A 19536-nucleotide genomic window follows, 5' to 3' on the forward strand; every position below is an offset into this window, starting at 1 on the left:
TCGGACATGGCGAAAGCCCTGTTCGAGGCACCGTCGACACCAGTGAGGTAGGGGCATGAGCGTCGTTGCAGGTGTATTTGGTGCGTTGCCACCCCATCGGTACAGCCAGCGCGAGCTCACCGATGCTTTCGTCGAGCTCCCCGGTCTAAAGGAGCACGAGGCGATCGTTCGGCGTACGCACGCCGGCGCGAAGGTCAACAGTCGCCACCTGGTACTGCCGCTGGAGAAATACCCGTCGCTGGCCGGCTTCGACGAAGCAAACGAGATTTTCATCGACAAGGCAGTGGAACTCGGCACTGAGGCACTGCTGGGCGCACTGGATGAGGCGAGACTGCAACCAGACGACATCGACGTGATCGTCACTACCACGGTCACCGGCGTCGCGGTCCCGTCGTTGGATGCCCGGATCGCCGGACATCTCGGCCTGCGCCCCGATGTGCGCCGGGTACCGCTGTTCGGACTCGGCTGCGTGGCGGGGGCCGCCGGAGTGGGACGGTTGCACGACTATCTGTGCGGTGCACCCGACGGCGTCGCTGCCCTGGTCTCGGTTGAGCTCTGCTCGCTCGCGTTCCCAGAGGTCAGGCCAACGGTGTCGGGTCTGGTCGAGACGGCGCTGTTCGGCGACGGAGCGGCGGCGGTGGTGGCCGTCGGGGATAGTCGGGCTGGACAGCTCCGAGCCGGCGGGCCGGACATCGTCGCGTCGCGCAGTCGGCTCTACCCTGAATCGCTGGACATCATGGGCTGGAGCGTTGACTCTGCGGGCCTGCAGCTGGTGATGTCTCCCGAGCTGACCGGCGTGGTCGAGCGGCACCTGGCCGACGATGTCACGCGCTTCCTGACCGACCACGGGCTGCGAAAGGACGACATCGGCGCGTGGATTACCCATCCCACCGGACCCAAGGTCATCGACGCGATAGCCAAGAGCCTCGAATTACCTTCGGAAGCACTCGAATTGACGTGGCGCTCGCTCGGCGAGGTCGGGAACCTCTCGTCGGCCTCGGTGCTGCACATCTTGCGCGACACCATCGCCAAGCCGCCGCCCAGCGGTAGCCACGGGCTGATGATCGCAATGGGGCCCGGCTTCTGTTCTGAACTCGTGCTACTGCGTTGGCGGTGAGTCGTCGATGAACTGGTATGGGCTGTTGATCGGTGCGGTGGCGATCGAGCGGTTCGCGGAACTGGTTGTTTCCCAACGCAATCTGTCGTGGAGTCGGGCACGAGGCGGCGTCGAGTTCGGCGCGCGCCACTACCCCCCGATGGTGGTGTTGCACGCCAGTCTGCTGGTGGGTTGTCTGCTGGAGGCCGCCCACCGGCCGTTCCTGCCCGCGCTTGGCTGGCCGATGCTGGCGGTCGTGCTCGCCGCTCAAGGACTGCGCTGGTGGTGCATTGCGACGCTCGGACATCAGTGGAACGTCCGCGTCGTCGTCATCCCCGGTGCGGCGCGGGTTACCGGCGGCCCATACCGTTTCTTCTCGCACCCGAACTATGTCGCGGTGGTCGTAGAAGGGATAGCGCTGCCGCTGGTGCATACGGCATGGGTGACCGCTGTAGTGTTCACGGTCCTCAATGCTTTCCTGCTGCGCACCCGAATTGGCGTCGAGAACGCCGCGCTGGCGCAGCTGCGATGATCGACCTGCTGGTGGCGGGCGGCGGCCCGGCTGGGCTGGCCACCGCGATCCTCGGGGCGCGCGCTGGGCTGGAGGTCGTGGTGGTCGAGCGGCGCCAGGGACCGGTTGACAAGGCTTGCGGCGAGGGACTGATGCCGCATGCGGTCGCGCTGTTGGGCAGCCTCGGGGTGGAGCCACCTGGTAAGCCGTTTCACGGCATCACATACATCGACGGTCGGCACCGGGTCACCGGACGGTTTCGCGCCGGTGCCGGGCGCGGGGTGCGCAGGACGGCCTTGCACGCCGGGCTGCTGGATGCGGCAACAGCGGCTGGGGTACGGATCGAGCACGGCGATGTCGGGCCGGTGAGCCAGGACGAAACGTCGGTGCATTGCAACGGTTTTCAGGCCCGGTACCTGGCAGCCGCCGACGGGCTGCATTCGCCGATCCGCGCTGCGCTCGGACTGGCACGACCTGCCCGTGGCCCGCGGAGGTGGGGAATCCGCCGCCATCACTCTGTGACGCCCTGGAGCGACTGCGTCGAGGTGTATTGGTCCGACGACACGGAGGCTTATGTCACTCCGGTCGCCGACGACTGCGTCGGCATCGCGATTCTCACCTCGCAGAAGGGGGGTTTCGACGACCATTTCAGCGCGTTTCCCGCCCTGCGCGAGCGGGTGCATGGTCATGCTCACGGCCCCGACCGTGCGGCTGGTCCATTGCGGCAGCGCGTGCGCAACCGTACCGCGGGACGGGTGCTGCTGGTCGGCGATGCCGCTGGGTATGTCGACGCCTTGACCGGGGAGGGCCTGGGCATCGCCTTCGGTGCGTCGCGGTTACTGGTGGACTGCGTGGCTGAGGGCCGGCCTGAGGATTACGACCGCCGCTGGCGCCGGATGTCGCGGCGGTACCGGCTGTTGACGGCGGCCGCCCTGCAAGCGACTGCGACGCGATCGGTGCGAACGCGGCTTGTGCCCGTAGCTGCGCGGTGTCCCGCCCTGTTCCGTGGTGCCGTCAATCTGCTGGCCGAATAGCCCGATCTGTTGCGTCGTCCTTGTCGAAATCGCCCAAGGACGGTTTCCGAGGCCAGGGAAGCCAATAGGGAATTGATCGTGCGTAGGTTTCAAATGCCGACCCGTAGATCTGTCGGTAGCGCGCTTCTTTGAAGAGCGGCGCGACAACACAGTAAGAGGTCAAGACGAGGGCGACACCGAGTTGATCCGGCGTCCACGTTGGTACAGTCCACAGGATCAAGGTGAATGCGACATAAATCGGCTGGCGGGTAAGTCGAAAGAGTCCTGTTTCGGGCATCTTTGGATAGATCGCATTCCGGTTCCGCAACAGAGCGACCCACCCGAGGGCTCCTAGTTGCAACCCGAGGCCGGCGTCGGACATGGCTTTTCCGAGCAACAGCCAAGACCCTGCGTAGAGCGTGGTCAGTGCAAAGAGCGCTGTTCCCTGTGCGCGCCACCAGAGTTCGCCGCTGGGGGACCACAGTGCGAAGAGCGCGAAGACCTGCACTGAACCGATGATGACGTAGGTGGTCGACGACAGCGTGTTTCCGGTGCGTCCTGGCGCCAGCCGAGTCAGCAGGGCTCTACCTCGTTTGGTGAGCAAGAGCGAATGCGCGAGGGGAAACTGTACGAGCAAAGCGGCATTCGCAATCCACTGCCAAGGAGGTTGCAGCGTGCCCAGCGAGCGGCTCATGCCGAAGAACATCGCGACGACCATAGCCCCGAAGCCGAGCGCAAAACAGACATGGCAGACGATGCCGTAACACAGCGCGACCACAATTCGCGATACCCGGGAGGACGTCGCATCGGCCCCGCCGGGTCTCGTAAGTTCTGGCTCATGATTGTCCAGCCTCAACTCGCATCAACTCCGGGCAACTATTTACGTTGACGTAAGGCGCTGCCCGCAAGTGTCGCACTGCCGCGTCGGATTTTCGAGAGTTCCCGACCGGTAGGCGACGTAGGTTTGGTGCATGGATCTCAGGCAACGCGTGCCGATCCTCCGCTGGTCGCTTTGGCGGATGGCGATCGGAAATCGCAAGATCATCAAGACTGGGCAGTTGGGCGACGGACGGGAAGCCGCGCTCGCCGACTACGTGGTGACCAACGCCCGACGTGGAGACGTCGACGACGTCGTGGCGACCATTGACGAATTCGCCTATCGCAAGTCGTTTCTGGTCAACGTCGGCGATGAAAAGGGCGAGTTGCTCGACGCCGCCGTTCGTCGGGCCAACCCACAGGTCGCACTGGAGTTGGGCACTTACTGCGGCTACGGCGCGCTACGGATTGCTCGAGCGGCGCCCTCGGTGAGGGTGGTGTCGGTGGAACTGTCGGCTGCCAACGCTGAGATCGCTCGGCGCATCTGGTCCCATGCCGGCGTCGATGACCGGGTCAGCTGCGTCGTAGGGACGGTCGGTGACGGCGGCCGCACTCTAGATGTGCTGGCTGGCGTGCACGGCTTTGGCGCCGGTGGCTTGGACATTGTGTTCATCGACCACGACAAACACGCGTACCTGCCGGATCTGCGCAGCATCATGGCGCGCCGCTGGCTGCATCCGGGCTCGATCGTCGTCGCCGATAACGTCGGGGTTCCCGGCTCGCCGAAGTACCGAGCCTTCATGCGAGAGCAGCAGGGTAAGCAGTGGAATACCAAGGAGCACAGGACACACGTCGAATACCAGAGGCTTGTGCCGGACCTTCTGCTCGAGTCTGAGTACCTGGGCTGAGCGCCGGCCGATCGCTCAGATATCTGGCGGACTCCCAGCGAGAATGGCCCGGTCGGTCGCCCGGCGCCGGAGCAGGAACGCGGCGATCAGCAGCGCGCCGAGCCACAGGGGCAGCGCGATCGCACCCGAGTGGAAGGACGGGATTCGCGTCATCAGGACGTAGATCAAGACGAAGTACGCAAGGCACACATAGTTGGTGAACGGAGACAGCGGGGTCTTGAAGGCGCCAACTCCCTCCCGGGCCCGGAACCGCAGGTGGGTAAGGGCGATGATGCTCCAGTTGATCAACTCACTGCCCACGACGATGGAAATGAGTATTGAGAGCACCTGCGCCGGGAATACGACATTCAGAAATACCCCGACGGCGACGAATCCGGAGTTGAGCAGAAGCGCGCGGACGGGTACGCCGCGCATGTTGGTGCGAGCCAGCATCTTTGGGGCCTGGCCGCTGGCGGCCAGGTCGAACAGGATGCGCGCGTTGCTGTAGGTCATGACGTTGAAGACCGACAGTGCGGCAATCAGCACGACGACGTTCAAAAGGGTTGCAGCAGCGCCGATCCCGAGACCTACGAGCATCAGCACAAACGGGCTGCCCTCCGTGCCGACCTTGTTCCACGGCCAGATGATGAGCATGACGCCGATGGCGCCTACGTAGAAGATCAGGATACGAATGAGGACCTGGTTGATGGCCCTGGGGATGTTGCGGGTGGGGTCCTCGACCTCGCCGGCGGCGGTGCCCAGCGACTCGATGCCACCGAATGAGAATGTGATAGCCACCAGCGAGAGCATGAAGGCGCCGAGCCCCAGCGGCGTGAATCCTCCATGCACCCAAAGGTTTTCCAGACCGTGAACGTGGTAGTTGCCGGCGCCACAGATGATGGCGATACCGAGCACGATCATGGCGATGACGGCGGCCAGCTTGATCAGCGTGAAGTAGAATTCGAACTCGCCAAATGCCTTGACATGGACCATGTTTACGGCGGTGAGCAGCACCAGACAGACAGCCGCGGTGACCCAGTGCGGCAGGGTCGGGAACCAGAAGGCCATGAAGTCGCCGGCCGCCGTCAACTCCACCATGCAGACGACGACGCAGATGTACCACCAGTTCCAGCCTGCGATGAATCCGGCCGGTTTGCCGAGGTAGTCGCGCGCGTACGATGACCACGACCCGGCGACAGGATGGGCAACCGCCATCTCGCCGAGCATGCGCATCACCATGAACAGGACGGTGCCCGCGACCACATAGCCGACCAGAACCACCGGTCCGGCAGTTTGGACCGAAGTACCAGATACGAGAAACAGGCCGGTGCCGATCGCTGACCCGAGCGAGATCATCTGCAGGTGCCTGTTCTTCAGGCCGCGATGCATGGCGGTGTTGCTGGCTTCGGCGTCGGTATCAGCTGGTGGTCCGCCGTCGGGAAGGGCGCTTGGAGCCATCAGTGTGCCTTCCACTCGTTTGAGTGGACACTACGTCGTGGCGCTGCCAGTGCTGCACGGAACTCATATGACGAATGAGCGTTGCTCGGTTCGGGAGCCCGACGTCCGCGCACGAACGTGCCTTACAGATCGCGGATCAATCGAATATCAGAATCTGTAGGCTTGCTCGAGCCTGACACCCAGTCAGCCCACTGACCGTCACTCATGTTGTAGCTCAGCTTCTTACACAAATCGTCGTGCCAGGCGGCAGGGCCCGGCCACACCCACGCCGATACGGTCTGGTCTGGTGAGAGGTTGATGTTCATCGAGAGGATGCGCCGGTCGGGGCGCATCGTCAGGGTGCAGTGAACTGTTCGGGGGATAGGTCCAACGCCCCTGCGTCATACAGCGAAATGGCTCACCTCTCCGAAAAGCCGGATACCGAGCCGATTTTCCATGCTGAAACCCCTGCCAGTACGAATAGTTGGCTACTCGACTCCCGGCGGCGGCATACCGACATTCGCCTGGGCAGCTCGTCCTCGAGTCCGCTCGATGGAAGTCACCACCTTGTCAATGTCCGCAGACAGATCATCACCGGTGATCGACACTGCATTTCGCGTTGCCAAACCCTTGATGGGATCGGGCAATTCCGCTTCATCCGGAGCAGATGCGCCGTCGAGCAGTACGGGGATCACGATGACTTCCTGACGCTGCAGACCGGCTTCGATCTCGCGACGTACCCAGTCGTTGGGGTCGTCGATGCGGCGAGCACCCGCGACAGTTTGCATCCAGTGCGGCCCGATAAGTACGAGCATGACGCTGCACCCTCTGATCGCGCTGGCGATCACATCGGGAAAAGTCTCGCCGTATTCGATCGACGACGTGTCCATGAACACGCTCGCGTCTCCGTAACGCCGTGCGAGTTCCTTTCGGATATCACGTGCTTGCCAGGTGGTCTGACTGCGCCGATAGCTGATGAAGAAAGCCGATGGGATCCGGGGCGGCAGCAAGTCACCCAGCGTTTTCTCAAGTGCCGCACGCTGACGCTGCTGCATGTAGGCATCGACGGCGATCATGCCCGCTGTACTGGCGGCGAGGCCGACGAGCGGATTTATCACCGCGACGATCCAGCCGGCGTTGAAAGCGAGTTGTGCGGCGAACAGAAAGACAATCAGCAGACCAAGCGACCCGGCCAGTATCACCAGGCCCGATCTGCGCGTACCGATGGCCGCTGGGATCGCTATCAGGGTGAGGATCAGTACGATATCTACTGACACACCAACAGGTTTGAGCGGGATGCCGGCCAGGGTGGTCCATAGGGCGTTGGCGTGGACTTCGACCCCGGGCATGGGAACCGGCGAGATCGATGTTACGAACAAGTCGTCACCGATTGGATCGGTGGCACCTATGAGCACAGCCTTGCCGGTGAACGCACTGGCGGGAATCCGGCCTGCCATCACGTCGGAGAATGAGTAGTGCGGGAAGGTGCCAGGCGGGCCGCGGAAGTCGATCCAGGCGTGGTTATCAGGGAAGCTGCTCTCGTTCACCGGGTGGTTCGGGAGTAGCTCCGCGCTGCGAACGGCAAGTGTTTTGAGGTCGACGGGGGCGTACAGCATCCTGCGCAACACGCCGTCGGGGTCCTTTTCGATGGCGTCGCTCACGACAACCGCTCCTTGCGCATCAGGAACGCCGGCAGGCACCGTCATAGGTCCTTGGGGCCCGTCATGGGTCACCAGCAGCACTGGGCCGTCACGGGCAATCGCCGCCAGCAGTTTGTCGTCCTCGGCTGGGTCGCACCCGCTCGCAGGATCGCACCGCCCACGGAACTCTGCGTCGACAACGATGAGGTGTGGCGACCCGGCACGGACCTGGTCGAGGACTTGGGCATAGTAGGAGCGGGGTAGTGGTGGCCGGGTGCCGAATTCCTCGAATGTCGTCTGGTCGATTCCGATGATCACGATCTCAGAGCCGGCCGATCGTGGACCCCGCCAGGAGAACCGTTCATCAACGCTTTGCCGCTCAAGGGTTTTCAACAATCCTGATGCGTAACACACCAGTACCACGACGCCGACGACAGCCGCTACTGTCGCGACAAGCACTTCGCGGCGGGTGGGTCTCCACCTGGGTTGCGCCATTGCTATTCCGGACCCGCGACGGTCAATTCACCGGTGCTCAAGAGGTCAAACCCATGGATTACGGGGGCGCCTTGGCCGGTTCCACATGGCGGGAGTCCCATCGTTGTCTGCGCATTGGGGCCCCACGCGTTGCCGTCGCACCCGAATGACAGCCCCGCCTCAACAATGACGGTCAGGTCGGTCGGACCGTGCGACTGCAGCCAGGAAAGCGACGTTGCGTCCAACGGGACATCGATCTGTGTCGTGGCGCCCGCGGGTACCTCTACGTCTGATCTACCGGCAACGTGTCCCTGGTCATTGAATCCAGGTCGAGACAGCCTCAGGACTACAGAGCCTCTACATTGCACCGTCAGATTGCAAGTCAACTTCACCGGTGCGTAGCCGTCGGCGGAGACGGATGCGGTTCCGCTCGACGGGATCGCCACTGCGGGATGATCACCGCCTCCCCCGCCATTGAGGAGTCCTGCGGCCTGACAATATGTTCCGCATCCCAGCCGCGCGCCTTTTGCTTGCGCGGGCTTCTTTTTTGTCACTGGTGGCTTGTTCGTGACCGCTGGCTGGGTGGTGGCCGACGGCGTACTGACCGGTGGCGGTGTGGTGGCCGCTGGTGTTGTGGTGCCCGTAGCGCGTCCCGCCGCACCCTGGTTATCACCACACGACGCCAAGGTTGCTACAGCGAGCAGGCCGACTGCCGCCGCGGTGATCCACCGTCTTGCTGGCGGACTCGTACTGGACGATGCGCCGTCGATATGGCAGAGATAAACAGTGTTTCCGCTGCATTGCTCGCTGGCCACGGTCGCGTCGCTCAGTAGACCGTGTCCGCGCTGGTTGACAGGCCGTTGTCGCATGTCACGGTGGCGTGCCAGGTTGAGCCGGTCTGGCCCGCCGGGCGATCGAATCTGGTTTCGGCCGAGCCATTGATCGTCACGGTCGCGGTGTCGACGTAGTTGATCGCAGCTGCAGGCCCCGCCACCGCAGCAGCGGCGTATTGGCAAGTCACAGACGGTTTGTCGTTGTTGGTAATCGACACATAGGCAGGTAGCCCTCCGGGGCTCCCCGGGCCGTACCACAACTTCAACTGCGGAGGGGGCGGAGGAGGTGGTGGGGCCGGGGCAGCGACTGGCGGCTCCTGCACCGGGGCCGCATGGGTGGCAGCCGGCGCCGCGGGTTCCGGTGCTGGAGCTGGTGCTGGCGGTGCAGCCGCTGGAGGTGGCGGTGGTGGGACAAACCAGGTTGCGACGAGCGAGAAGCTGGTCGTCCCAGGAGTACTCATTCCGGTTGCAGCGGTGCGCGTCGAGCCAGGCTCGGACGCGATAATTCCTACGGCACCAGCCAGTGCGGCTAGTGCCGCTGCGTTGAGAGCACTGAATTTCTTCGTCATGCCAGAAAGTGTGTCTGTCGGGCACAGGCCGGAACACGAGTAGTGCACTACTCGAATTCCAAGGTGATTCCCAGCTAGGTTCCCAGGCGATTCCCAGTTGGGCCGCGAACTCAACCGAGAGTCAGGGCTTGATCGCCAGCCGCCGCCGCTGTGTCAGGGCGCGACGACGATTGTGTAGCTCCTGCGCATCCCCGTCGCGTTGAACCTGAATCTAGACCGACGACTTCGGGAGTTCGGCGGTGATTGCGTCGGCGCTGTCCTCCCGGTCCTCCGGCGGTAGCAGCAAGGCCCGCACCAGCGGCCGCGGTCCGGAATCTCGGAGCATCAGGCTGGCAGGACGCGGACGGACTGTCTGTGGCCACCAGAACCACCGGCCGAGCAGCGCGGCGATTGACGGTGTAAGGAACGATCGCACGACCAGGGTGTCGAACAGCAGCCCCAGACCGATGGTCGTTCCGACCTGACCGATGATCCGCAAATCGCTGGATGCCATAGAGGCCATGGTGAACGCGAACACCAGGCCGGCGTTTGTCACGACCTTGCCGGTGCTTCCCATAGCGCGGATGATGCCGGTATTGATGCCGGCGGCCAGTTCCTCTTTGATCCGGGATACCAGCAGCAAGTTGTAGTCGGAGCCCACTGCCAGCAGGACGATGACGGACATCGGCAGCACCATCCACTCCAGTTTGATGCCCAGGATGTACTGCCAGATCAGCACCGACAGCCCGAACGATGAACCCAACGAAAGTGCCACGGTACCGACGATGACCATGGCGGCCACCAAGCTTCGCGTCAGGATCAGCATGATGATGAAAATCAGGCATAGTGCGCCCACGGCCGCAATGAACAGATCGTATTCGGAAGCGTCGCGGAAGTCTTTGAAGGTCGACGCAGTTCCTGCCAGATAAATCTTCGCGTCAGCCATGGGCGTTGTCTTGAGCGCCTCTTCGGCTGCAGTTCTTATCTGAGCAATGCGGCCAATGCCCTCCGGTGAAGCTGGATCGGACTTGTGGGAAATGATGAATCGGGCTGCTTTCCCGTCGGGGGACAGGAAAGAGGTCATCGCACGCTTGAAATCCGCGTTCTCAAAAACCTCCGGCGGCAAGAAGAAGGAGTCGTCGTTGTGGGCCGCGTCATACGCCTGCCCCATTGCATTGGTGTTGCTGTTTGCGTCGTCCATCACCGCGAAGGTCCCGGACATGGTGGCGGACATGGTCTGCAGCATGTCCCGCATGGACTCTTGGATCGCGATCATCTTTGGCATCTGCGCGAGGAGCTCTGGCATCAGCTGGTCCAACTCCGCCATATTCTGCACCATGCCCTGCATTTTGTCTGTGAGGTCATCGACACCGTCCAGTGCGTCGAAAACGCCTCGTATCGAGGAACATATCGGGATGTTGTAGCAGTGCGGTTCCCAGTAGAGGTAGTTCCGGATCGGCCTGAAAAAGTCTTCGAAACCAGAGAGCGTATTTCGCAAGTCGTCCATCGTGTCCAGCATTTGTTTAGTCATCAAAAATGACTGGTGGGTGATGTCGTTCAGCTTCTTCTGAAGTTCGTACATACGCTTCAGCAGCTCGATCTGTCTGCCCATGATGACGGCCATCTTGCCCATATCGTCGATGCGGCTTTTCATGGACTGCATCGTCTGTTGTTGACCGGCATTCTGCATGCTGATCAGGAAGGGGATCGATGTGTGTTCGATCGGAGTCCCCTCGGGCCGGGTTATGCCTTGTACTCGCGATATTCCGGGAACCCGGAAGATGGCCTTGGCCAGTTTGTGCATCACCAACATGTCTGCTGGATTGCGCATATCGTGGTCGGCTTCGATCATCAGGATTTCCGGCATCATGCGGGCCTGGGAGAAATGACGATCAGCGGCTGCATTGCCCATCTCGGATGGAATGGTCTTGGGTACGTAATCGCGATCGTTGTAGCTGGTCTGGTATCCCGGCAGTGCCAGCAGACCGACGAGCGCCAACGCTAATGACGCGACCAGGATGGGCCCGGGCCAGCGGACAATCGCCGTCCCGATTCGCCGCCATCGGCGGAACGCAATTTCGCGTGCCGGGTCCAAAAGCCCCAGTCTGCTTCCGGCGGTGATAACCGCCGGAACCAAGGTCAGCGCGACTATCACGGAAATGAGCAAGCCAACGGAGCAGGGCACGCCGATGGTCTGGAAGATGGGCATCCGGGTAAAGCTCAGGCACAGCATTGCCCCGGCGATGGTCAAACCTGATCCTAGGACAATAGGAGCGACGCTGTGGTAGGCGGTGTAATAGGCCGATTCCCGGTCCTCGCCGGACTGGCGTGCCTCTTGATATCGACCGAAGAAGAAGATGCCGTAATCGGTTCCGGCCGCCATCGCGAGTGCCACAAGCAGATTGATCGAGAATGTCGAGAGTACGACGATGCTGTGATCACCCAGGAACGCGATGATTCCGCGGGCGGAGAATACTTCCACGCCAACCGTGATCAGCAGCAGAATCACCGTGCTGATCGAACGGTAAACGAAAAGCAGCACGATGAAGATGATGACGGCACCGACGATTGTCAGCTTCAGGATGGAACTGTCGCCAGTGTGCTGCATATCGGTCACAAGTGCGGCCGGACCGGTGACATAGGCCTTGACGCCTGCGGGCGGTGGAGTCCGGTCGACGATATTGCGAACTACCCCGACGGAGTCCTGACCCAGGGTCGTGCCTTGGTTGCCGGCCAGGTTCAGCTGCGCGTAGACAGCCTTGCCATCGGAGCTTTGCGCGCCCGACGCAGTGAGGCGATCGCCCCACAAATCTTGGACGTGTTCGATATGTTTCGAATCATTTCTGAACTGCCGAATCAACTCGTCGTAGTACTTGTGCGCATCATCGCCGAGCGGTTCCTGCCCTTCAAGCACGACCATGGCAAAACTGTCCGAATCGGACTCTTTGAAGTCCTGGCCCATGCGCAGCATGGCCTTGAGCGCCGGCCCATCACTCGGAGCCATTGGTACGGAATGCTCTCGGCCGACGTGCTCCAGCGTCGGGACAGCAAAGGTCACCACCAGGGTCAGTGCTACCCACGCCAGGATGATGAGTGGGGACAGGGTGCGGGTCAGCCGCGCCATCAAGGGCCTACGAGGGTGTTCGGTCGCCGGCACTGTCGTCGATTGGAAGTCCGTCATTACAGCTGCTGGTTCTGAAGTAAGGCGCGAACCAGCGGACGTGGGCCTGTGGACCGAAGCATGGAGCTCGCCGGGCGGGGGCGAACCTTCTGCGGCCACCAGAACCAGCGCCCCAGCAGGGCGGCGATGGATGGTGTCATGAACGCGCGCACGACCAAGGTGTCGAACAGCAGACCCAGAGCGATCGTGCTGCCCACCTGACCGATGCTTCGCAGATCGCTGACCACCATGGACCCCATGGTGAAGGCGAACACCAGACCCGCGGTGGTCACGACTTTGCCGGTGCCACCCATCGCGCGAATGATGCCGGTGTTGATACCGGCGGCCAATTCCTCTTTCATCCGGGCTACCAGCAGCAAGTTGTAGTCAGACCCCACCGCCAAAAGAATGATCACCGACATCAAGAGCACGGTCCAGTGGATTTCGAAGCCGAGCAAATACTGCCAGACCAGCACCGACAGCCCGAACGAAGCTCCCAGTGAAAGCAATACCGTGCCGACGATGACCAGGGCCGCAACGAAACTGCGCGTCATGATCAGCATGATGATGAAAATGAGGCAGAGCGCCGAGACCACCGCGATCATGAGATCGAATCTGGAACCCGTGACAATATCCTTTGTTGACGCCGCGGTACCGGCGAGATAGATCTTCGAATCTTCCAGCGGAGTTCCCTTGAGCCCCTCAACAGCCGCTGTCTTTATCATGTCGACCCGCGCCATGCCCTCGGGCGATGCGGGATCACCCTTTTGTGAGATGAACATCCGGACTGCCTTGCCATCCGGCGACATGAACGACTTCATAACTCGCAGGAAGTCCTGGTTCTTGAAAAGCTCCGGCGGAGCGTAGAAAGAATCGTCGTTCTTGGCGGCATCGAACGCTTTGGCCATGGCGGTCGGATTAGTGGCGCTCTCGTTCATTTCGCCGAAGACCCCGGACATGGTGCTATGCATGGTGAGCATCATGGACCGCATGGTCTCCATGATCGAGAGCATCTCCGGGAACTGGGCGATCAGCTGCGGCATGATGACATCCATCTGATCGAGATTTGTCACCAGACCATTGAGCATGTCGCTGAGTGCGTCAACGCCATCTATCGTGTCGAAAATACTTCTCACCGAATAACACATGGGAATGTCGTAGCAATGCGGTTCCCAGTAGAGGTAGTTGCGGATGGGTCGGAACATATCTTCAAAATCCGAAATATCGTTCCGCAGGTCGTTCGTGGCTGCCTGCATATCGTGCGTTTTAGCGACCGTATCGTGCAAGTTGGCGGCCATCTGCTTCATCAGGCTGTACATGTGCTTCATGATCTCGATTGTTCGAGTCAGCAGCTCGGTCTGCTTGAGCATGTCGTCCATGCGTTGGTTCTGAAAATGCATAAATTGTTGCTGCCCGGCCTGTTGCATGCTCAGCAGGTACGGGATTGTGGAGTGCGCGACTGGCGCTCCCTCAGGCCGGGTTGGGGCTTGAACTTTGGCAACGCCGGGAACGGCCAGCAGGGCCTTTGCGAGTTTCTCCAGAACGAGAAAATCTGTCGAATTGCGCAGATCGTGATCGGCTTCCACCAGCAACATCTCGGGCGGCTTCATCGCCGCTGTGGGAAAATGTCGCTCTGCCGCCATAAGCCCCGTATTGGCTGGAATATTCTTCGGGATGAACTGCTGGTCGCTGTAGCTGGGTATGTAGGCCGGTAGCGTTATCAGTCCGACGAGTGCCAGCGCCAGCGATGCGACAAGAATGGGCCCGGGCCACCGCACAATCGCGGTGCCTATTCGCCGCCAGCCGCGGACTTTGATTTTGCGCTTGAGTTCGAATACCCCGAAGCGGCCTCCAACGGCAAGGAATGCCGGAACCAGAGTGAGCGCAACCGCGACCACGACCAGTACGCCCACGGCGCATGGTGCACCGATGGAACTGAAGATGGCCAACCGGGTAAAGCTCAGGCAGTAGATCGCTCCAGCAATGGTCACGCCGGAGGCGAGGATAACCTTGGCGACCCCGCGATAAGCGGTGTAGTAGGCCGCTTCCCGCTCCTCGCCCGACTGACGCGCTTCCTGATACCGACCGAGGAAAAATATCCCGTAGTCCGTGCCGGCTGCGATCGCCAGCGATACCAGCAGATTAACGGCCAGGGTGCTAAGGCCGAGGATCCCGTGCTGGCCGAGGAATGCGACGGCTCCTCGGGCCACCGCCATTTCCACCCCGACCGTCAGCAACAAGGCGAATACGGTGATGATCGAACGGTAGACGATGAGCAACGTTATACAGATCACCGCGACGCTTACCGCTGTCGTCATGATCATGGTCCGGTCGCCACTGTGGACCATTTCTGCGGCGATAGCCGAGGGGCCGGTTACATACGCCTTTACCCCCGGCGGTGCCGACGTCTGCGCGACGACGCGATTAACGGCTGCGACCGATTCCTCGATCGATGTCTGGCCCGAGCCGCCGGCGAGATCCAACTGAACGTACGCGGCCTTGCCATCGTTGCTTTGCGCGGCGCCCGCGGTGGCCGAATCGCCCCAGAAGTCCTGGATGCGCATCACATGTTTCGGATCGGCTTCGAACTGATGAATCAGCTGGTCGTAGTACTGGTGAGCTTCGTCGCCGAGCGGTTGCTCGCCCTCCAGGACAACCATCACCATGCCGTCGGCGGCGGACTGTCCGAAGTCCTTGTTTATGCGGGCTGCCGCTTCGAAGGACGGAGCGTCGTTGATACTCAGCGATGCTGAATGTTCTTTCTCGACCTGCTCCAGTGGTGGAACCAACGTGCCCAGGGCGGCGAGGACCCCGACCCAGGCCAAGATGATGAGTGGCGCAAAGCGATGGATGAACCGGGCTACATGTGGCTGCTTGATGGGCAGCTGGTGGTTGCTCATGCTGCCTTCAAGATGCAGGAGGCGAAGGTGCTCACTTCGTGGTGGGCTTCCTTCTCGGCTTTAATTTCGCGGTCAATGAGGATGCGGCAACCGATGTAGTTGCCGTTGCTCTGCGCGGCGACACTTCCGATGCCGGCCGCCGCGCTGATCGGAAACTCCAATGACCACGGCAGAGTTACGTCGTCATCATGCACAGGGTTACCGTTTACATCGAAGTAGCTGATCTGGGCGATAGCGCCGGGCGTTCCAAATACTTCATAGCGCATACGCTTCGGGTCGGAAGGTTTGGTTTCTTCCTGTTTGGTGTCGGAGTAGGCGATGGATTTTTCCGAGCCGAACATGCCGTGCAGCCGCACTACAGCGAACCCTCCAACAGCAACCACGGCCGAGATGACCAGTGGAATCCAGAGTCGCTTCAGAAGCTTGAACATCGCAGATCCCAAGCCTGGGCGACCATTGTGAGGTGCAGGCGCAGGTGTACCGACGGAAAGTAGGGGCTCGTGGCTCGGCTCATGGCCCGTGTCGGGGGAGTCCGTGATATCGATGTCGAGTCGAGCTGTCTCAACGTCGGGCCAACTGGCTTCGCTCAACACATTCCAACCTTCCATTGCTTACTGCCTTCGGCACCTGGCCATGTCAGCCGGTCCGATATGCGACGACCGCCGCCGCGACGCGAGTCGCTGCAGCTAACGTGATCGCCGTCACTGCGTCCGAGCGCACCAAGAGTTAACCACACTGTCGACCTCGATATTGACGCATGCGTGACACAACCGGCGATGCTAGTGCAAGCCGGGCGGTCAGGGGCGGAAAATCTGGTGCTAAAGACGGCAGTCGACGGAGATTTAGATCGGGCCCTGCTCGGCGGCGTCGTACAGGGCCGAACACATCGAGCACATCGTTGGGAATTTGCTGAAAGCGATTGACTTGCGCGTACGTAAATATGTAGCTAGGTCCCCAACCACGGCCCCACAGGCAGTGGCGCACGCCAGGAATCAATGGCGCTAAGGCCACCAGAGGAGATCCCTCAGTCGATCTCGCCGGTCAGGCCGAATTCAGTCAGCGTGCGCTCGACCAGCTCTCGCAGCTTGACCCTGGTAGTGACAGAGCCCGGCTGGTAGCCGCGAATGCAGACGCCGACCTGGTTCATCTCCGTCGACGTGCCGACAAAAACGTGCAATTGGCTGCCCGTTCGCTCAAGCCAGCCTCGCGTGGTGTTCTGACTCGCTCCTCGAGCGAACATCCCTCCGTCGCACAGGGTGCCGTCGGGGCGGCCCGCCGCCGGACCTGTGTCGCCCAGATTCGAGCACACTGCGGGCTGCTCCGGGTCGCTGACTGCGTAGTCGACCAGGTGCTTCCATGCCCGTTTGGGCGTAAAAGGGGTCAGGGCCACGAACCCCGCTGATTCGTCGGGGGCGTCTTTGGCGTCCTTGAGTGCCTGCTTGATGGCGGCGCGGGCATCACTCAGATCAGTTGTCGCGTTGGTCGGATCAACACCGATCCGGACGAACGAGACCGCTACCGCCCGCGCATCGTCCATGGTGCGCGTGTTGACAGTGAGCAGCATCTTGACGTCGTCGGCATCGCCATGCAGACGCCCCATGTGCCGGTCGAGTCTCGCGGTGAACGCCGCAGCCAGCGCGCTAGGCGTTCCGCCCAAAGCTGCCGCACAAGCATTCCACTCGTCCAACCGGATTCGGACCCAGACATTGGGCACAATTACGCGTTCATCGGAACCGCTGCTCATCGGAGCCGGCAGCGATGCCTGCGCTTGTGAGTGCACAACATCCTGCTGGCGGCGCCTGGCCTCTCTTACTGCTACCAACAATGCCCGCCCCACTGCCGGTGCATCCCGCGCAGCTTCCCGGGCGTCTTGAACCAGGGCCTGCAGGCGGGAGCGTGACCGCGGCGGCGGATAGCCAAGGTCGACGGGCATGTCCAGGAGCGCCTGGGTCACCGCGACGGCGGCACCGATGCCGTCGATCACGTAATGGGACAGCACCAAACTGATCGCAGTCGAGCCATCATTGAGAGGGACGACGCTGATGCGCCAACCGGGTCCGGATTCCGGATCAATGGGTAGTTGTGTGCGCTCGTCGAACCAGTCGCCGAGTTCGTTCCGCGGACGCGGGTTCGTAGCGATGTCGAGTGCCGCGGGCTTCGGGTCTGATACCCACCGCCACCGGCCGAATGGCAGCGGCGACCGCTCGATGAGGCGCCCCATCATTCCTTTACTGAGTTTGTCGCGAAATCGCTCCAAGCCCGCGATGTCGACTGCGTGCTGATAAACCCAGCCGACCTGCATCACTTCCTTTTGACCCGCGGCACGATGCCCCGCATAGAAAGCGTGGTCCATCAGGACGAGTCGGTTGTCCGGCTGCGGAGCATCATTCGATACCCGTGCAGAACGGTCCTGGATTGTCACTGATGAACCTCCGATGGCACAGGATTCGCCCGTGGCGCGCTAGCGCGTTCGATGTCGTCGGGCGAACCGAATTGACACGAGCGTCAGAGTAGCTGACAACCTGTTCGGATTTGGCAAGGTACGCAGCCCAGATTCCAGCCAAGATCGACAGCGAAGCCACGCCGGGTTGCTCCACGTGGTTGGCAGGAGCCGGACTGTCGGCACTTTCTCGCCGATCACCCAGGTGGACGGGTCTGTACTGGGTTACGCTGCGCGGCGGCTGAGCCAAGGAGTTTGAGGCCAGCGCTTTCATTTAGAAGAGGGCCGACGGGCACTGAAGGGCCGGGAGTATCCGATGAAATTTGTGCTGGCTTTCTATGGAACCCGTGGGGATGTCGAGCCTGGCATCGCTCTCGGCCGCGAGCTGATGCGCCGCGGCCACGATGTGCAGATGGCCGTCTCGCCTGACCTGATCGGTTCGGCCGAGTCTGTTGGACTCTCGGCAGTCGCCTACGGACCCGATACCCAGGCGTGGCTGGAGGACACTCGCGACTTCTGGGGCTATTTCTTCCGCAACTTCTGGCGGGTCCGCGATGTACAGAAGTATTTCCGCGAATCCCGCGAGCCCGGTTTTCGGGCGTGGGGGGAGATGAGCAGGACACTTACATCGGTCGCGGGCGGGGCGGATCTGCTGATCACCGGGGTCAGTTACGAGGAACTCGTCTTCGACGTCGCCGAATACTGCAATGTCCCGTTGGCCACGGTCCTGTGGTTTCCCATGCGGGTAAACGGCCGGTTGGTGCCCAATCTGCCGGCGCCGGTGATCCGCTCGGCGATGAAGGTGTATGACTGGCTGGTCTGGCGCGGGGTGAAGAAGTCCGTTGATGCAACCCGTCGCGAACTGGGCCTGCCACCTGCGTCGGGCCCGGTGCCGGATCGGATTGCCCAGCGTGAATTGCTGGAAATCCAGGCCTATGACCAAGCCCTGTTCCCAGGGCTGGCAGACGAGTGGGCGCGCTGGAATGGCCAGCGGCCCTTTGTCGGAACCCTGACGCTGGAGTTGAACACCGAATCCGACGCGGATGTCATGTCGTGGATTGCCGCGGGGACGCCGCCGATCTGCTTCGGGTTCGGCAGCATTCCGGTGGAGTCACCCGCCGACATGATCGCCATGATTGCGGGGGCCTGTGCGGAAGTCGGAGAGCGGGCGCTGGTGTGCGCCGGCTGGACCGATTTCAGCGATGTCCCGCAGTTCGACCACGTCAAAGTCGTGGGCGCGGTGAATTACGCGACAATCTTTCCGTCCTGCCGGGCGCTCGTGCACCACGGCGGCGCGGGCACCACGGCCGCGGGCCTGCGCGCGGGAGTCCCTACGCTGGTTCTCTGGATGGCGGATGTTCAGTTCATGTGGGGAGCTGCCGTCAAAGGGCTGAAGGTGGGCGCCTCGCGGCGCTTTTCTGCGGCTACCGAGAAGACGTTGGTTGCTGATCTGCGCACGATTCTGGCCCCGGACTACCTCACCCGTGCCCGAGCGCTTGGTGCCCGGATGATCAGACCCGCCGACAGCGTCACGAAAGCTGCTGATCTAGCGGAAGATTTCGCCCGCAGAAGGCGCGTTGGCTAGCCGGTGGCAAGTCGTCGTGCGGCCTGAGCGAGGCTGCTGGGAACGTCACCGAGCAACTTCTGCGATCTGATTCCGCGAAAACTTTGAAAATTGACGGTGTGGCAAGTTTAGACTCAGCGCCGATCATGCTGTTGTGCGAGATAGGGCCATTGTGAACATCACCGAATATGACGTGCGCTCGCTGTACCTGGATCTG

Annotated in this window: 13 protein-coding genes; 5 read left to right on the forward strand and 8 right to left on the reverse strand. The window is 61.8% G+C overall.

The window, feature by feature from the left end:
• Positions 1 to 55: 55 nt before the first annotated feature.
• Genes M2432_RS10315 through M2432_RS10325 form a run of 3 tightly spaced genes read left to right on the forward strand, consistent with a single transcriptional unit; the run spans position 56 to position 2641 of the window.
• Positions 56 to 1117 carry a 3-oxoacyl-[acyl-carrier-protein] synthase III C-terminal domain-containing protein gene (locus M2432_RS10315; protein ID WP_280826695.1) on the forward strand — a complete coding sequence of 354 codons (1062 nt, stop codon included), beginning with the start codon at positions 56 to 58 and terminating at the stop codon, positions 1115 to 1117.
• A 7-nt stretch (positions 1118 to 1124) separates the two neighbouring features.
• Positions 1125 to 1628 carry an isoprenylcysteine carboxyl methyltransferase family protein gene (locus M2432_RS10320; protein ID WP_280826696.1) on the forward strand — a complete coding sequence of 168 codons (504 nt, stop codon included), beginning with the start codon at positions 1125 to 1127 and terminating at the stop codon, positions 1626 to 1628.
• Positions 1625 to 2641 (forward strand): NAD(P)/FAD-dependent oxidoreductase, encoded by a 1017-nt coding sequence (locus tag M2432_RS10325; RefSeq protein ID WP_280826697.1) that lies wholly within the window; start codon positions 1625 to 1627, stop codon positions 2639 to 2641. The genes M2432_RS10320 and M2432_RS10325 overlap by 4 nt, the downstream gene beginning before the upstream one ends.
• Here the strand turns inward: M2432_RS10325 and M2432_RS10330 are convergent.
• The gene (locus M2432_RS10330) at positions 2622 to 3326 is read right to left on the reverse strand and encodes an isoprenylcysteine carboxylmethyltransferase family protein (protein WP_280826698.1); all 705 of its coding nucleotides are present in this window, start codon (positions 3324 to 3326) and stop codon (positions 2622 to 2624) included. The genes M2432_RS10325 and M2432_RS10330 overlap by 20 nt on opposite strands.
• Before the next feature lie 265 nt (positions 3327 to 3591).
• Here M2432_RS10330 and M2432_RS10335 point away from each other — a divergent pair, with 265 nt between their 5' ends.
• Entirely contained in the window at positions 3592 to 4344 is a 753-nt protein-coding gene (locus tag M2432_RS10335) for an O-methyltransferase (protein WP_280826699.1), read from the forward strand.
• A gap of 15 nt (positions 4345 to 4359) precedes the next feature.
• On the opposite strand, the gene M2432_RS10340 is transcribed toward M2432_RS10335, so the two are convergent.
• The 7 genes from M2432_RS10340 to M2432_RS10370 all read right to left on the reverse strand — a co-directional run bounded on the left by M2432_RS10340 (position 4360) and on the right by M2432_RS10370 (position 17737).
• Positions 4360 to 5781 carry an amino acid permease gene (locus M2432_RS10340; RefSeq protein ID WP_280826700.1) on the reverse strand — a complete coding sequence of 474 codons (1422 nt, stop codon included), beginning with the start codon at positions 5779 to 5781 and terminating at the stop codon, positions 4360 to 4362.
• A 467-nt stretch (positions 5782 to 6248) separates the two neighbouring features.
• Positions 6249 to 7895: a CHASE2 domain-containing protein gene (locus tag M2432_RS10345; protein ID WP_280826701.1), complete on the reverse strand. Its 1647-nt coding sequence runs from the start codon at positions 7893 to 7895 to the stop codon at positions 6249 to 6251.
• A gap of 805 nt (positions 7896 to 8700) precedes the next feature.
• Positions 8701 to 8895, reverse strand: a complete 195-nt coding sequence (locus M2432_RS10350; protein WP_280826702.1) for a hypothetical protein — start codon at positions 8893 to 8895, stop codon at positions 8701 to 8703.
• A 592-nt stretch (positions 8896 to 9487) separates the two neighbouring features.
• Positions 9488 to 12436: an RND family transporter gene (locus tag M2432_RS10355; protein ID WP_280826703.1), complete on the reverse strand. Its 2949-nt coding sequence runs from the start codon at positions 12434 to 12436 to the stop codon at positions 9488 to 9490.
• The gene (locus M2432_RS10360; RefSeq protein WP_280826704.1) at positions 12436 to 15315 is read right to left on the reverse strand and encodes an RND family transporter; all 2880 of its coding nucleotides are present in this window, start codon (positions 15313 to 15315) and stop codon (positions 12436 to 12438) included. Before M2432_RS10360 ends, M2432_RS10355 begins: the two co-directional genes overlap by 1 nt.
• Positions 15312 to 15746 carry an MmpS family transport accessory protein gene (locus M2432_RS10365; RefSeq protein ID WP_280826705.1) on the reverse strand — a complete coding sequence of 145 codons (435 nt, stop codon included), beginning with the start codon at positions 15744 to 15746 and terminating at the stop codon, positions 15312 to 15314. The genes M2432_RS10360 and M2432_RS10365 overlap by 4 nt, the downstream gene beginning before the upstream one ends.
• Before the next feature lie 593 nt (positions 15747 to 16339).
• Positions 16340 to 17737 (reverse strand): hypothetical protein, encoded by a 1398-nt coding sequence (locus tag M2432_RS10370; RefSeq protein WP_280826706.1) that lies wholly within the window; start codon positions 17735 to 17737, stop codon positions 16340 to 16342.
• 334 nt (positions 17738 to 18071) lie between these two features.
• Here M2432_RS10370 and M2432_RS10375 point away from each other — a divergent pair, with 334 nt between their 5' ends.
• Positions 18072 to 19340: a glycosyltransferase gene (locus M2432_RS10375; protein ID WP_280826707.1), complete on the forward strand. Its 1269-nt coding sequence runs from the start codon at positions 18072 to 18074 to the stop codon at positions 19338 to 19340.
• Positions 19341 to 19536 lie beyond the last annotated feature (196 nt).

It is taken from the genome of Mycobacterium sp. OTB74 (assembly GCF_029892685.1).
Classification (GTDB): domain Bacteria; phylum Actinomycetota; class Actinomycetes; order Mycobacteriales; family Mycobacteriaceae; genus Mycobacterium.